The sequence below is a fragment of the Ruegeria sp. BJ5 genome (assembly GCF_056537865.1).
In genome coordinates this window covers 394,182-406,693 of record NZ_JBQFSH010000002.1, presented here as the reverse complement: position 1 = coordinate 406,693, position 12,512 = coordinate 394,182, and the positions used below count along the sequence as shown (strand labels likewise).

Genomic DNA, 12,512 nt, shown 5'->3' with positions numbered 1-12,512 from the left:
CACATGGCCCTGTCTCGTCGAACCGGTCAGCGTTTCCAAGGCTCGGTTTGGCCCGGCTTCGTTGATGCAATCACGGGGCTGCTGATGGTTATGACCTTTGTGCTGACCATTTTCATGGTCGTGCAGTTCGTGCTGCGCGAAACCATCTCCGGACAGGAAGACGAGCTGACGGCCCTGTCGGACGAAGTGGCCGCCCTTGCGGATGCCTTGGGCCTGGAAGAGCGCGAGAACAGCCGTCTGCAGGCCCGGTTGGGGGCGCTGAACACGACGCTGTCGCAGGCCGAAGAGGATCTGAGCCAGGCGCAGGCCTTGATCTCGTCACTCACCTCGGAGCGAGACCAGCGCGCTACCGAGTTGGAAGAGGCGCAGACTCGTATCACGGGGTTCGAAGCGCAAGTTGCCGCGCTTTTGGCTGATCAGGCGCGCGCGCAGGGCGATATTGCCGAACTGGAATCCCAGCGCGAGCAACTGCTTTCCGAGCAGGAGGCATTGAACCTTGCCTTGGCACAAAGCCGTGCGGAGGTGGATGCCCAGGCCGAGGCCGCACGGCTGGCGGCTGCACGCCGCGAAGCGCTGGAGGCCTTGGTAGCCGACCTTGAGCAAGCGGACAGTGCGCGCGCGGCCCAGATCGCGGAATTGCAAAGCCAACTGACTGAAGAGGAAGCCGCCCGCGTCGCCGAGGCTGCTGCCGCTGAGGCACTGCGCAACAGATTGCAGAATGCGGATGCCGAATTGACGGCCATGACCCTGGCACTGGAAGAGCAGCGTAAACAGGCCGAGGAAACACTGACACTGTTGGCCGCCGCTCAGACGGCCAAAGCCGAGCTTGAGCGGCAATTCGGTGAGTTGAATGACGAAGAGCTCAAGGCTCAGCTTGAAGCAGCCCTTGCGGCGCGAACCGAAGCTGAGGCCGAGGCCGAAAGTCAGCGGACGCTGGCCGAGCAGCGTGACGCCTTGCTTGCCGTTGCCCGGGAAACGATCGCCACCGAAAAGGCTCTTTCCGCCAAGGCGCAACGCCAGACGGCCCTGTTGAACCAGCAGATCGCCGCATTGCGCGGCCAATTGGGGTCGTTGCAGGCGCTGCTGGATGACTACAAGGACAGGAATGCCGAGGCCGAGGTGCAAATTCAGACCCTTGGTCAGGACCTGAACGCGGCCCTTGCCCGGGCCGCTTCCGAAGAACGGCGCCGCCGCTTGTTGGAAGAGGCCGAACGCGTCCGCCTGGAGGCCGAGGCCGAGAAACTGGCCGGCCAGAATCAGGAACTTACGGCACAGGCCGAAGACCTGCAGCGGTACCGCTCCGAGTTCTTTGGTCGCCTGCGCGACGTACTGGGCAACCAGGAAGGCGTTCGGATCGAGGGCGACCGCTTCGTATTCTCGTCCGAGGTGCTGTTCCCACCCGGTTCGGCGGTTCTGTCCGAGGATGGCCGGCGCGAGGTCGCGAAAGTGGCGGGCATTCTGAGTGGGATTGCGGCGGACATTCCGCCCGAATTGAACTGGGTCATCCGGGTCGACGGTCACACGGACAATATCCCGCTGAACGGAACAGGACGGTATCGAGACAATTGGGAGCTCAGCCAAGGGCGGGCGCTGTCGGTCGTGCGCTACATGGTCGAACAGTTGGGCATTCCGCCGGAACGTCTGTCAGCAAACGGATTTGGAGAGTTTCAACCTGTCGATACGGCGGACACTCCGGAAGCGCGGGCAAAGAACCGTCGCATCGAATTGAAGCTGACCGAACGCTAAGCCAGTGTCAGCGCGGCCCGAAGCGGAAGCTGGGATCGGGTGTGCCCGCAAAACAGCGTGGAACAACCGGGTAGTCATCGGTCAGAAAATACGCGTAGGTGCCCGAAGGAAACTCGGTCGAAACGGTCATGGCGCCATTGCATTCATCGAGCGTTCCAAGCCCCGCCACGAACTCGTAGTCTTCGTTGAACGTTCCATCATGTCGTCCGTCAGGAGCGGCGCCGCCCGGGCGCTGTCCGGCCTTCAGCCGGTAGGAAGAGGTCATTTGCGTGACCTTGCCGCCCACCAAACCGGTTCGGGCGTAAATCGGAAACCCGTCCGCTGCATATCCGATCAACGGAGAGTGTTTTTTCGGTGACCAGCCCTGCATTTCGATCAGGCCGGTCGGAACCCCGTGGTAGTGATATTTTCCGTTTGGTTGGACATGCGCGAAATTGGCATCGAGTCCAAGGGCGATCGCGCCGCCCAAGGCATTGTAGGACCAGCCCGATCGGGGATCGCCGTGCCAGAATTCAGCGGCCAGTGGGTCAAAGACGACCCCAGTCAGGGACACGCCAAAATTCCACCCCATGCGCAGAGGCGTCGGGGTTGCATTCGCCCTCGGAACGGCCGGCAGGTTCAACTTGACCGACTGCTCGGCGATTTGATGCGGGTTGCCTTTGTTCGGAAAGCGACCGACCAGATGATTGGGGATGCCATTGCCGGTAATCGACAAGGCGCGGCCTTGTTCGGTGATCTCTGACCTGTTGACGCCTGGGTCGACGGTCGCCGGTTCCAGGTTCAACGGTTCCGCACGGGTTTCGTCATGAAAGCGAAACCGATGCTGGGCAGAGGCGATTACGCCGACGACCGAGGCCGCGAAGGCGATGCTCCAAATGACGGCGATTTTTCTGGACACTGTGCTGCTCCACTCCAAAGGCTTTGGTTTGAAACGTGGCGCGCAGCGGTTTCCGTCGCTGGGAACTGTCTTTTTGGAGGATACTGGCAGGAGAGGGGGGCGGCCACTCACGAAATCGCCCGGCAGAACTGGCTGCCGGGCGACGAGACTTGTTTGATTGGACCTAGGTCTAATCCGCGGTCAGCAGCGGCGGCTTGTCGCCCGAGATCCGCGGATTGTCGGGGCCGACAATCTCGAGATCCAGATCGCCTTTCTTGACCGAGACCCGCACAACACCGCCCTTGGCCAGCTTTCCGAACAGCAGTTCTTCGGCCAACGGTTTCTTGATGTGCTCCTGGATGACCCGGCCCAGCGGCCGTGCGCCCATCTTGTCGTCATACCCCTTGTCGGCCAGCCACTCGGCGGCTTTCGGAGTCAGGTCGATGGTCACGCCACGATCCAGCAGTTGCGCCTCAAGCTGCAGGACGAATTTTTCGACCACTTGCAGGATGACCTCTTTGGGCAGCGGCGCGAACGAGATTACTGCGTCCAAACGGTTGCGGAATTCAGGCGTGAACATCCGTTCGATCGCGGCGGTATCTTCACCCTCACGCCGGTCGCGGGCAAAGCCGATTGCGGCCTTGGCCTGTTCTTGCGCGCCTGCGTTCGAGGTCATGATCAACACCACATTGCGGAAGTTCACCGTCCGGCCGTTGTGATCGGTCAGCTCGCCGTGGTCCATCACCTGCAGCAGGATGTTGAACACGTCCGGGTGGGCCTTCTCGATCTCGTCCAGCAGCAGCACGCAATGCGGGTGCTGGTCGACGCCGTCGGTCAGCAGTCCGCCCTGATCAAACCCGACATAGCCCGGAGGCGCACCGATCAGACGGCTGACCGCGTGTTTTTCCATGTATTCCGACATGTCGAAGCGCAGCAGTTCCACGCCGAGCGTATCGGCCAGTTGCTTGGCGACCTCGGTTTTGCCGACACCGGTCGGGCCGGCGAACAGGTAGTTGCCGATCGGTTTTTCCGGCTCGCGCAGACCGGCCCTTGCCAGCTTGATTGCGCTGGACAGAGCCTCGATTGCCTGGTCCTGCCCGAACACCACCCGTTTCAACGAGTTCTCAAGGTCCTTCAGAACCTCGGCATCGTCCTTGGTGACGTTCTTCGGCGGAATGCGCGCGATCTTGGCCACCACGGCCTCGATCTCCTTAACGCCGATGGTCTTGCGCCGCTTGCTTTCCGCGACCAGATGCTGTGCGGCACCGGCCTCGTCGATCACGTCGATCGCTTTGTCGGGCAGCTTGCGGTCGTTGATGTAACGCGCAGACAGCTCGACCGCGGTTTTGATTGCGTCGGCGGTGTATTTGATGTCGTGATGCTCTTCGAAATAGGGCTTGAGACCGCGCAGGATCTTCACGCTGTCCTCGACCGACGGCTCGTTCACGTCGATCTTCTGGAACCGACGCGACAGCGCGCGGTCCTTCTCGAAGTGCTGGCGGAACTCCTTGTAGGTGGTCGAGCCCATGGTGCGCAGCTTGCCGCCCTGCAACGCGGGTTTCAGCAGGTTCGAGGCATCCATGGCGCCGCCCGAAGTGGCACCCGCACCGATCACGGTGTGAATCTCGTCGATGAACAGCACGGCGTCGGGGTGATCCTCAAGCTCGGTCACCACGGCCTTGAGCCGCTCTTCGAAATCGCCGCGATAGCGCGTGCCGGCCAGCAATGCGCCCATGTCCAGCGAATAGATGGTCGTGTTCGACAGAACCTCGGGCGCGTCGCCCTGAACGATCTTGTAGGCCAGTCCTTCGGCAATCGCCGTCTTGCCCACGCCCGGATCACCCACCAGCAGCGGGTTGTTCTTGCGGCGGCGGCACAGAACCTGGATGCACCGCTCGACCTCGTCGGCGCGACCGATCAGAGGGTCTACATCGCCGGCGCGGGACTTGGCGTTCAGGTCCACGCAATACTTGCCCAACGCGCTTTCCTTCTGGTCGGCGTCACCGGAGGCGTTCTGCGCTTCCTCTTCACCCTGATCAGCGCCGGTCACCGGACGGTTTTCACCAAATGCCGGGTCTTTGGCGACGCCGTGGGCGATGAAATTCACCGCGTCATAACGCGTCATGTCCTGCTCTTGCAGGAAGTATGCCGCGTTGCTTTCCCGTTCGGCAAAGATGGCCACCAGAACATTCGCCCCGGTCACCTCGGTCCGGCCCGAGCTTTGCACATGGATCGCGGCGCGCTGGATAACACGCTGGAACGCGGCTGTCGGTACGGCTTCGGACCCGTCGATGTCTGTCACCAGATTGGACAGATCCTCGTCGATGAACTCGACCAGAGAGCTGCGCAATTCGTCCAGATCCACGCTGCACGCCTTCATGACGCGCACCGCATCGGGTTCTTCCAGCAGCGCCAGCAGCAGATGCTCCAGCGTTGCGAATTCGTGACGCCGTTCGTTTGCAGCCGCCAGGGCCGCGTGAATGGCTTGTTCCAGTGTGCTCGAGAATGAAGGCACGCGGGTGCTCCTCTGTATTGGGCCGGAAGGGGTTCGAGTATTGGCCGGATCCCCATCCCAACCATGACCTCATACTTTTAGAGTTTGGTTGATCATGGCGCGGCTTCAAGGGTTTTCTTTCACTTGACAGTCACATTTAATGTGACCGTGGCCGTGAAGAAGACCAATTAGGCATTAGAACCGGTCTTTTCTACCCCGGATCTCGGCAAAAACGGCGACCGGGTCAGCCCCCACCATTCCAAGCTGCGCCTGAATCTTGGGATCAGTGGCGCGCAGGAACGGATTGGTCGCCTTTTCCTCGCCCAGATTTGACGGCACGGTCGCGCGGCCCTCTGCCCGTGCCTGATCGATCTCATGCACTCGTTGCAGCAGCGCTGTGTTGTCAGGATCAATGGTCACCGCAAACCGGGCGTTTGACTGGGTATATTCGTGACCCGAGCAGACCGACGTCTCGTCGGGCAAAGCAGCGAGTTTCGAAAGCGAGGTCCACATTTGTGCCGCGTCTCCTTCGAACAAGCGGCCGCACCCCAGCGCCATCAGGCTGTCGGCCGTGAACACCACCGCGCTTTGGGGCAAATAATAGGCCACATGTCCCACCGTATGCCCCGAGACATCCAGGACCTCGACAGGTTCGCCCCCAATCTCGAACTGGTCTCCGTCAGCCACCTGTTTGTCGAGGGGAGGAAGTCGGTGAGCGTCGGCCACCGCACCAATCACCTGTGCTGGGTGCTGCTCGAGGATGCCCGGCAAGCCATCGACGTGATCCCAGTGGTGATGGGTCAGAAGGACATGGCTCAGGCGCCAGCCGCGTGCGGTCAATTCGGCCAGAATGGGCCCGGCCTCCGGGGCGTCGACCAGGGCCGTCTGTCCGCTTGTCGGGTCATGTGCCAGAAAAGCATAATTGTCGGAAAGGCAGGGGATGGTGACGATCTCAAGAGGCATGGCCTTTTGCCCTTTCGTTGTTAGACTGCGCTCAGCTAAGCCGATCGACCGGGTATCTGCAATGCATCTTGATGTGCAGGATCTTAGGAACTTCTATTACCGCAGCACGCTGGGGCGTGCGGCGCAGGCTGCCATTCGTGGCCGGCTGATCGAACTGTGGCCCGAGGCCAAGGGCCAGACGGTGGCCGGATTCGGCTTTGCGGTGCCTTTGTTGCGCCCTTATCTTGCTGACGCGCGGCGTGTCATCGGCCTGATGCCCGGACCGCAAGGGGTGATGCCTTGGCCCGCCGGTATGCAGAATGTATCGGTGCTGACCGAGGAAACCCGGTGGCCGATCGAAACCGGTCATGTGGACAAGCTGGTGGTCATGCACGGGCTCGAGACCTCGGAACGGCCCAGTCAACTGCTTGAAGAATGCTGGCGTGTTCTGGGGCCGGGCGGTCGGGCGGTGTTTGTCGTTCCCAATCGGGCCGGGCTTTGGTCCCGAACGGACCGAACACCCTTTGGCTACGGACATCCGTATTCGGCAACGCAATTGGAGAACCAGCTGCGCGCACATCATTTCGTGCCCGAGATGCACTGTTCCGCGCTTTATCTGCCGCCCTCGTTCCGGCGGTTCTGGCTGCGCTCGGGTGGGTTGATCGAAAAGACAGGGCAACGGATCCCGACCATCATGGCCGGTGGTGTTCTGATGGTCGAAGCCAGCAAGCTTGTGCGGCCACCAAGCGGCAGCGTGACCAAGGATGCCGAAAAACGCCCCATCAAAGCGCTGGACGGATTGTTGAAGCCGGCGTGAACCTGCGCGCATCCACGAGCGCGGGATCCCCGGAAACATGAGGGAAAAAGGCCACAGGAATCGCAAAAACAGGCAACTTGGTAACATTTTTCACGCCGGCGAATGGGTTCAAACCGTCGCAGTTTACGTAACCAATTGAAAAGAAAGATTTTGTGGATAAAGCTGACCCCGGCATAACATATTGCTAGGTGGCTTAGGCTCTGCTACATCCCCGGTGATTTTGATCCCCGCCCTTTCAGGACGGGGTTTCCTCACGCCCCCGGTTCAGCTGCCGCACGCGAAATCGGGGCCCAAAATATCGGAAGGGTGGACGTGTCCGAACCAGCTTCGATTTCGACCGGCATAGCCAAGCGCTATGCAACGGCGATCTTCGAGATCGCAAAAGAGAACAAGGACCTTGCAGGTCTGGAAACCGGCATCAATGACCTTTCGGCTGCATTGAGTGAAAGCGCGGACCTGCGCGAGGTGATCTCTTCGCCGCTGATCTCTCGGGCCGACCAGCAGGCGGCCATCACCGCCGTGGCCGACAAGATGGGCCTGCACCCGATCATGCGCAACACGCTGGCTCTGATGGCGCAGAAGCGCCGTCTGTTCGTGCTGCCGCAGCTGATCAAGGTTCTGCGCGAAATGCTGGCCGACGAGCGCGGCGAAGTGACTGCCGAAGTTGCCTCGGCCAAGGCGCTGACCAAAACCCAGCTGGAAAAACTGTCCAAGACACTGTCCGAGCGCGTAGGCAAGGACGTGACCATCAATGCGACCGTCGATGAAAGCCTCATCGGTGGTCTTGTCGTCAAAGTGGGCTCGCAGATGATCGACAGTTCGATCCGCTCCAAGCTCAACTCCCTACAGAATGCAATGAAAGAGGTCGGATAAATGGGTATCCAAGCCGCAGAGATTTCTGCAATCCTGAAAGACCAGATCAAGAATTTTGGTCAAGAAGCAGAGGTGGCCGAAATCGGCCGCGTGCTGAGCGTCGGTGACGGTATTGCCCGTGTTTACGGCCTGGACAATGTGCAGGCGGGTGAAATGGTCGAGTTCCCCGGCGGCATCATGGGCATGGCGCTGAACCTCGAAGCCGACAACGTCGGTGTCGTGATCTTCGGCTCGGACCGTGACATCAAGGAAGGTGACACCGTCAAGCGCACCAACTCGATCGTGGACGTTCCGGTTGGTGACGAACTGCTGGGCCGTGTTGTTGACGGTCTGGGCAACCCGCTGGACGGCAAAGGCCCGATCAATGCCAAGCAGCGCGGCGTCGCAGACGTCAAGGCGCCGGGCATCATCCCGCGTAAGTCGGTGCACGAGCCGATGGCGACCGGCCTGAAGTCGGTTGACGCGATGATCCCGATCGGCCGTGGCCAGCGTGAGCTGATTATCGGCGACCGTCAGACCGGCAAGACCGCCGTGGCTCTGGACACCATCCTGAACCAGAAGGTCTACAACGAAGCCGCTGGCGACGATGAATCGAAGAAGCTGTACTGCGTCTACGTGGCCATCGGCCAGAAGCGTTCGACCGTGGCTCAGCTGGTGAAGAAACTGGAAGAATCCGGCGCCATCGAATACTCGATCGTCGTAGCCGCAACCGCGTCCGACCCGGCGCCGATGCAGTTCCTGGCACCCTATGCCGCAACCGCGATGGCCGAATACTTCCGCGACAACGGCCGCCACGCTCTGATCATCTACGATGACCTGTCGAAACAGGCCGTCGCTTATCGTCAGATGTCGCTGCTGCTGCGCCGTCCGCCGGGCCGCGAAGCCTATCCGGGTGACGTTTTCTACCTGCACTCGCGCCTGCTGGAGCGTTCGGCCAAGCTGAACGAAGACTTCGGCGCCGGTTCGCTGACCGCTCTGCCGGTCATCGAAACCCAGGGCGGCGACGTGTCGGCCTTTATTCCGACCAACGTGATCTCGATCACCGACGGCCAGATCTTTCTGGAAACCGAGCTGTTCTATCAGGGCATCCGCCCCGCCGTGAACACCGGTCTGTCGGTTTCGCGTGTGGGCTCGTCGGCTCAAACCAACGCGATGAAATCGGTCGCTGGTCCGGTGAAACTGGAACTGGCCCAGTATCGTGAAATGGCTGCATTTGCGCAGTTCGGTTCGGACCTCGACGCCGCAACCCAGCAGCTGCTGAACCGTGGTGCGCGTCTGACCGAGTTGATGAAGCAGCCGCAGTACTCGCCGCTGACCAACGCGGAAATCGTATGCGTGATCTTCGCCGGCACCAACGGCTATCTCGACAAGATCGACGTTTCGGACGTTGGCCGCTACGAGGCCGGTCTGCTGGCGCATCTGCGCGGCAAGCATGCCGATCTGCTGCAGTGGATCACCGACGAAGATCCCAAGATCAAGGGCGAGGCTGCCGACAAGATCAAGGCTGCGCTGGACGAATACGCCGCAACCTTCGCTTAAGGAGACGCGGCGATGCCAAGTCTAAAGGACCTTAAAAACAGGATCGAGTCGGTCAAATCGACCCGCAAGATCACCAAGGCCATGCAGATGGTCGCGGCTGCAAAACTGCGCCGCGCCCAAGAATCTGCCGAAGCCTCGCGCCCCTATGCCGAGCGGTTCAATGCCGTGATGGCAGGGCTGGCAGCATCGGTCGGGGGCAGCGACAGCGCCCCCAAGCTGCTGCGCGGCACGGGCAGCGACGATGTCCACCTTCTGGTCGTCATGACGGCCGAACGTGGGCTCTGCGGCGGCTTCAACTCGAACATCTCCAAGCTGGCTCGCGCCAAGGCGGATGAGCTTCGCGGCAAGGGCAAGACGGTCAAGATCCTGACCGTCGGCAAGAAAGGCCGCGACGCGCTCAAGCGTGAATATGGCGATCTGTTCGTCGGTCACATCGACCTGAGCGAGGTCAAGCGCATCGGCTATGCCAACGCGCAGGACATCGCAAAGGACATCCTGTCGCGTTTCGACGCGGGCGAGTTCGACGTTGCAACGATCTTCTACGCGAAGTTCCAGAACGTCGTGACCCAGATCCCGACGGCCCAGCAGATCATCCCCGCCTCGTTCGAGGAGACCGAAGGGGACGACAGCGGCGCCGTGTTCGATTACGAGCCCAGCGAAGAGGCCATCCTGGCCGAATTGCTGCCCAAGGGGGTCGCCACGGCGATCTTCTCGGCTCTGCTTGAAAACGGGGCCTCGGAACAGGGTGCACGGATGTCCGCGATGGACAACGCGACGCGCAACGCGGGCGAGATGATCGACAAGCTGACGATCCAGTTCAACCGCTCACGTCAGGCCGTGATCACCAACGAGCTGATTGAAATTATTTCCGGCGCCGAAGCGCTGTAGAGACAAACCGGAGACGAAACATGGCGAATGCAAAAGGCAAAGTCACACAGATCATCGGGGCCGTCGTCGACGTGCACTTCGAAGATCAGTTGCCTGAAATTCTGAACGCACTTGAAACTGAAAACAACGGCAAGCGCCTGGTGCTGGAAGTTGCCCAGCACCTGGGTGAAAACACCGTCCGGACCATCGCGATGGACGCGACCGAAGGTCTGGTCCGTGGCGCGGATGTTGTCGACACCGGCGCACCGATCTCGGTTCCGGTTGGCAACGCCACCCTGGGTCGCATCCTGAACGTTGTCGGCGAGCCGATCGACGAAAAAGGCCCGGTCGAAGCGACTGAAACCCGTGCCATCCACCAGCCCGCGCCCGAGTTCGACGAACAGTCGACCGAGTCGGAAATCCTGGTCACCGGCATCAAGGTGGTTGACCTGCTGGCCCCCTACGCCAAAGGCGGCAAGATCGGCCTGTTCGGCGGCGCCGGCGTGGGCAAGACCGTTCTGATCATGGAACTGATCAACAACATCGCGAAAGTGCACTCGGGCTTCTCGGTGTTCGCCGGTGTTGGTGAACGGACCCGTGAAGGCAACGACCTGTACCACGAGATGATCGAATCGAACGTCATCAAGCCCGACAACCTGTCGGAAAGCCAAGTGGCCCTGGTCTACGGTCAGATGAACGAACCTCCGGGGGCGCGTGCCCGTGTTGCTCTGACCGGTCTGACCCTGGCCGAGCAGTTCCGCGACCAGTCCGGTACCGACGTTCTGTTCTTCGTCGACAACATCTTCCGCTTCACGCAGGCGGGCTCCGAAGTGTCGGCTCTGCTGGGTCGTATTCCTTCGGCCGTGGGCTACCAGCCGACGCTGGCCACCGACATGGGCGCTCTGCAGGAACGCATCACCTCGACCAAGAAGGGCTCGATCACCTCGGTGCAGGCGATCTACGTGCCTGCGGACGACCTGACCGACCCCGCGCCGGCAACCTCGTTCGCGCACCTCGACGCAACCACCGTTCTGAACCGTGCGATCTCGGAAAAGGGTATCTATCCGGCCGTGGACCCGCTCGACTCGACCTCGCGCCTGCTTGACCCGGCCATCGTCGGCGAGCGTCACTACAAGGTTGCGACCGACGTTCAGCAGATCCTCCAGCGCTACAAGTCGCTGCAGGACATCATCGCCATCCTCGGCATGGACGAACTGTCGGAAGAGGACAAGCTGACCGTGGCCCGTGCCCGTAAGATCGAGCGCTTCCTGTCGCAGCCGTTCGACGTGGCCGAGGTCTTCACCGGTTCGCCGGGTGTTCAGGTTCCGCTGGAAGTCACCATCGACTCGTTCGAGCGTGTCGTGGCCGGCGAATTCGACCACCTGCCCGAAGCGGCCTTCCTGATGGTCGGCGGCATCGACGAAGTGATCGCCAAAGCCGAGAAGATGGCCGCAGCAGCTGCCTAAGGAGTATCCCCGATGGCAAACACGATGCAATTCGACCTCGTCAGCCCGGAGCGGAGCCTTGCTTCGCTTCAGGCCAGCGCGGTCCAGATTCCCGGCGCGGACGGGGACATGACGGCGATGCCCGATCATGCCCCCACCATCACCACGCTGCGTCCGGGCATCCTGAAGGTCGAAGCGCCCGAAGGGTCCAGCGAATACCTGGTCACCGGCGGGTTTGCCCAGATCAACGGCGATGCCCTTTCGGTACTGGCCGAAAAGGCCATCCCGGTTGACGAAGTGACCCGCTCCCATCTGGACGAGCTGATTGCCGAGGCCCGCGCCTCGCACGAGGCGGCGAAGGAAAACGGCGAACAGACCATTGTCGACGAGGCAGCCAAGCTGCTGGCCGACATGGAAGCGCTGGGAACGCATATGAGCCTGTAACGGCCGATGCACTGTCAGAATTGGAAACGGCCCTGCTGCTGCGGGGCCGTTTTTTTGTCGTGATTTCGCCGAAAGGTCAGGATAAGTTGCGGAAATTCATAGGAATTGATGCGCAATGAAGAAATTTTTGACCCACCCCATCGGAATTGACCGAGGTGAAGAGGTTCTGTTCTCGGAATTCGCAGATGGCGGAGACATGTGGACGGGCGAGGGGCCGCGGGAACGTCGCCGGCCCGTCACCTTCAGCCAACCCTTCCGCACCCCGCCCGTCGTGCAGATTGGAGTGTCCTTGTGGGATGTCGATACCTCATCGGCCTTGCGTGCCGAGCTGCTGTCCGAAAATGTTACAACCACGGGCTTTGACGCGGTGTTCCGGACATGGTCGGACACACGAATCGCCCGGATCCGCGTGGCATGGACCGCGATCGGGGAAGTTGCCCACGAGGACGACTGGGATATCTCCTGACC

11 protein-coding genes are annotated in these 12,512 nt (G+C 61.1%); 8 read left to right on the top strand and 3 right to left on the bottom strand.

Annotated features, from left to right (window positions below):
* The first annotated feature begins 3 nt into the window (after nt 1–3).
* Nucleotides 4–1,746: a peptidoglycan -binding protein gene (locus ACR0NY_RS09505; RefSeq protein ID WP_170367944.1), complete on the top strand. Its 1,743-nt coding sequence runs from the start codon at nt 4–6 to the stop codon at nt 1,744–1,746.
* Between the two features lie 7 nt (nt 1,747–1,753).
* On the opposite strand, the gene ACR0NY_RS09500 is transcribed toward ACR0NY_RS09505, so the two are convergent.
* From ACR0NY_RS09500 to gloB, 3 genes are all read right to left on the bottom strand, one after another.
* Nucleotides 1,754–2,644: a YHYH protein gene (locus ACR0NY_RS09500; protein WP_170365415.1), complete on the bottom strand. Its 891-nt coding sequence runs from the start codon at nt 2,642–2,644 to the stop codon at nt 1,754–1,756.
* 169 nt (nt 2,645–2,813) lie between these two features.
* Nucleotides 2,814–5,138, bottom strand: a complete 2,325-nt coding sequence (gene clpA / locus ACR0NY_RS09495; RefSeq protein WP_093964631.1) for an ATP-dependent Clp protease ATP-binding subunit ClpA — start codon at nt 5,136–5,138, stop codon at nt 2,814–2,816.
* Nucleotides 5,139–5,312: 174 nt separating this feature from the next.
* A complete protein-coding gene (gloB, locus tag ACR0NY_RS09490) occupies nt 5,313–6,080 on the bottom strand; it encodes a hydroxyacylglutathione hydrolase (protein WP_170339948.1) in 768 nt (255 codons plus the stop codon).
* 61 nt (nt 6,081–6,141) lie between these two features.
* On the opposite strand from gloB, the gene ACR0NY_RS09485 reads away from it, so the two are divergent.
* The 7 genes from ACR0NY_RS09485 to ACR0NY_RS09455 all read left to right on the top strand — a co-directional run bounded on the left by ACR0NY_RS09485 (nt 6,142) and on the right by ACR0NY_RS09455 (nt 12,510).
* Nucleotides 6,142–6,876, top strand: a complete 735-nt coding sequence (locus ACR0NY_RS09485; RefSeq protein WP_170339950.1) for a class I SAM-dependent methyltransferase — start codon at nt 6,142–6,144, stop codon at nt 6,874–6,876.
* A gap of 312 nt (nt 6,877–7,188) precedes the next feature.
* Complete coding sequence (locus ACR0NY_RS09480) at nt 7,189–7,749, top strand: F0F1 ATP synthase subunit delta (protein ID WP_093965027.1); 561 nt, start codon at nt 7,189–7,191, stop codon at nt 7,747–7,749.
* Nucleotides 7,750–9,288, top strand: a complete 1,539-nt coding sequence (gene atpA / locus ACR0NY_RS09475; RefSeq protein WP_170339951.1) for a F0F1 ATP synthase subunit alpha — start codon at nt 7,750–7,752, stop codon at nt 9,286–9,288. It begins immediately after the preceding gene.
* A gap of 12 nt (nt 9,289–9,300) precedes the next feature.
* A complete protein-coding gene (locus tag ACR0NY_RS09470; protein WP_170339953.1) occupies nt 9,301–10,176 on the top strand; it encodes a F0F1 ATP synthase subunit gamma in 876 nt (291 codons plus the stop codon).
* Between the two features lie 20 nt (nt 10,177–10,196).
* Nucleotides 10,197–11,621 (top strand): F0F1 ATP synthase subunit beta, encoded by a 1,425-nt coding sequence (atpD, locus tag ACR0NY_RS09465; protein WP_093964636.1) that lies wholly within the window; start codon nt 10,197–10,199, stop codon nt 11,619–11,621.
* 12 nt (nt 11,622–11,633) lie between these two features.
* Nucleotides 11,634–12,044, top strand: coding sequence for a F0F1 ATP synthase subunit epsilon (locus ACR0NY_RS09460; protein ID WP_093964637.1), 411 nt, complete (start codon nt 11,634–11,636; stop codon nt 12,042–12,044).
* 115 nt (nt 12,045–12,159) lie between these two features.
* A complete protein-coding gene (locus tag ACR0NY_RS09455) occupies nt 12,160–12,510 on the top strand; it encodes an H-type lectin domain-containing protein (protein WP_093964638.1) in 351 nt (116 codons plus the stop codon).
* The last annotated feature ends 2 nt before the right edge of the window (nt 12,511–12,512 follow it).